The 2,650-nt window shown below is 75.2% G+C and carries 1 pseudogene; it reads left to right on the forward strand.

The annotated features are described in order from the left end of the window. Window positions 1-325: 325 nt before the first annotated feature. Window positions 326-2,650, forward strand: a pseudogene (locus ACY0I8_RS17555) (hypothetical protein); the annotation flags it as partial.

The raw sequence follows: 2,650 nt of genomic DNA on the forward strand, positions 1-2,650 counted from the left end.
CGAAGTCTCATACCAAGTTGCGTTCAAAACTACCGTTTCCTGATTCGGCCCGGCAAGGGGCCTGGTGGAGCGCCGGGCGTGGCTCCTACAGTCGCTGCATCCGGCACTCAGCCGATGTCTCCCTCGCCATGAGCCCACCGATGGCTTGCCAACGTTTGCGTTTCCGCCGTTCATGGAGCCGCCGGGCTGAGTGCCGGATGCAGCGTGAGCCGGCCGCACCCGGCTCTCCACCAGCCCCCCACCCGCGGGTTTCCGTAGCGACGCCGGGGATCTGACAATACTTTCGTTGGTCTTAGTAACGCGCGAAACCGTTTGAGAGGTGCGGGTGCGGCGCTTCCTTTGGATTTTCGGCACCTTTTTGGGCGCGCTGGTCGTGGGGGGCTGGGCCCTGGGCCTGCCGGCCGTGGAACGGGCGGCCGTGGCGTGGGTGCAGGCGCGGGTGCGGGCCGCCGGGGGAACCCTGGAGGTGAAGGCCCTGGATTTCGATCCCTGGCGGGTCCGCCTGCGGGTCGAGGGGCTTCACGCGGCCGGGGACGCCTGGGCCGTGGACCTGGACGAGGGGGAGGTCCGCCTCCACCCGGGCCGGTGGCTTTTGGGCCGGCCGCGGGTCTCGGCCCGTCTCGTGGGCCCCCGGGTGGCCGTGCGGGCCACGAGGTCCGGGCCGCCGGGAGGAGGTGCCCGGGCCGCGGGCCACCGCACGCCCCCCCTGGTGTCCGTGGAGACGCTGGAGATCGCGGACGGGAGCCTTCGTTGGGAGGACCCGGCTGCGGGCATGCGGCTCGAGGTGGACGGCGCCGATGCCACGTGGAGGGAAGACCGGGGGGAGGCCCGGATCGGGGGAACGTTCTCCTGGGCCGGGGAAGCCGCCCGGTTCGAGGGGCGGTTCCGGGGCGCCCGGCGGTTGGGCGCCCTGCGGGTCGAGGAGTTGGCGCTCGGGTTCCCCGGGGGCGCGTTCACGATCGACGGCACCTGGGCCTCGGGGGACCGCCTCGACCTGGGGGTGCGGCTCGAGGCCCGGCCGGGGGAGATCCCGGAGGCGTGGCTTCGGGCGGCGGGCCTCGGCCGGTTCCTTCCCTGGGACGGGGTGTTGGAGCTGGCCGGACGGGTGACCGGGAGCGTGCGTGCCCCGCGGGCCGAGGGAGAGCTGGCGCTTCGGGACGGGCGGTTCGGGGCCGTGGAGCGGCTGGCCGCCCGGGGCCGGTGGGAGGCCCGACCGGGGGGCGTGGGGCTAGCGGACCTTTCGATCGCAAGCTCGGTGGGCGGGGTGGAAGGTCTTTCGGCCCGCCTCGTCCGGGCCGGGGGCGGACTCGAGCTCCAGGCCCAGGGCACGGCCCGGGGATTCGATCTTCGGCCGTTTATGGGTCTTTTCTCGTCCCGATGGTTTCCCGTGGGGCTTCGGGCGTCGGGCGCGTTTCGGGCCAAGGGGCCCTTGGCCCCCCTGGGGCTCGGGTTCGGGGTGGACTGCGTGGTGGAGGACCTGGACGTGACGGTCCACCCGGGGGAGACGCCCGTGTACGGCCTGGGGCGGGCCCGGGTGGTGGCCGAGGGCACCGTGGGCACCGAGGATTTGCGAATCGCCTCGGGCCGGATCGAGGCGGGAACCGCCCGGATCGGGTTGGGAAACGGGCGGATCGCGTACCGGGAGGGGATGTGGCTCGAGACGGATCTCGCGTTTTCCGACCTGGCCGTGGCCGGCCGGTGGGCCCCGCCCGATCTCGGGGCCGCCGGGAGGGCCCGGGGCCGGGTGGAGGGCCCGTTCCGGGACCTCACCTTCGTGTACGACGTGGACGCCCGGGCGGCGTACCGGGGACAGGACCTGGGCCGGGTCGGCGCAAGGGTCCGGCTCGACTACGGCGGGCTCCGGATCGAGGGAGGCGCGTGGGACGCGGGGTGGGGCCGGGCCGAGATGCGGGGGGCCCTCGGGTGGAAGCCGGGCCGGGGCCTCGACCTCGGGCTGGAACTCCGAAGCCTAGACCTGGCCGCAGCCGCTTCCGTGGCGGGGAGGCTGGGGTTCGGGCTGCCGGTCGCCCTGGGGGGCGCCGCCGAGGGCGAGGTCCGGGTGGAGGGGACCCTGGCCCGGCCGATGGCGCAGGGGCATCTGTCCGCCCGGGGGGTGTCGGTGGCCGGCTACGGGGCGGAGCGCGTCTCGGCGGCGTTCCGGGCGGAGCGGGGGGCGTGGAGGGTTTCCCGGCTCGAGGCCCAGGGGTACGGCGCGCGGGCCACGGGGGAGGCCGAAGGGGACCGGGAGAAGATGCGGGGTCGGGCCCGCTTTCAAGGACTCGCCCTGGGGGCCCTCCTGGCCGACGCCGGGGTGGCGGTTCCCGCCTGGGCCGGGTTGGGCCGTGCCCGGGGAACGCTGGAGGCGGTCGGGCCGTACCGGGGGCTTGACCTCCATCTGGAGGCCACGGTGGACGGGTTGGATCTGGCCGGGGTGAGGCCCGGGCCGGTGGCCGTGACCGGGAGCTGGAGGGGGCGGGGGATCCGGGCCACGGCCCGGGGGTTCGGGGACGCGCTTCGGGCCGCCCTGGCGGCCGACCTCGGCGCCGGGTTCGAGCTCGCCTGGCGCCTGGAGGCGTGGGATCCGGCGTGGCTCGGGGATCGGGTCCCGGAGGGGATCCGGCTCGGCCCGGTGTCGGGCGAGGGGAGCCTC

It is taken from the genome of Deferrisoma sp. (genome assembly GCF_054681715.1).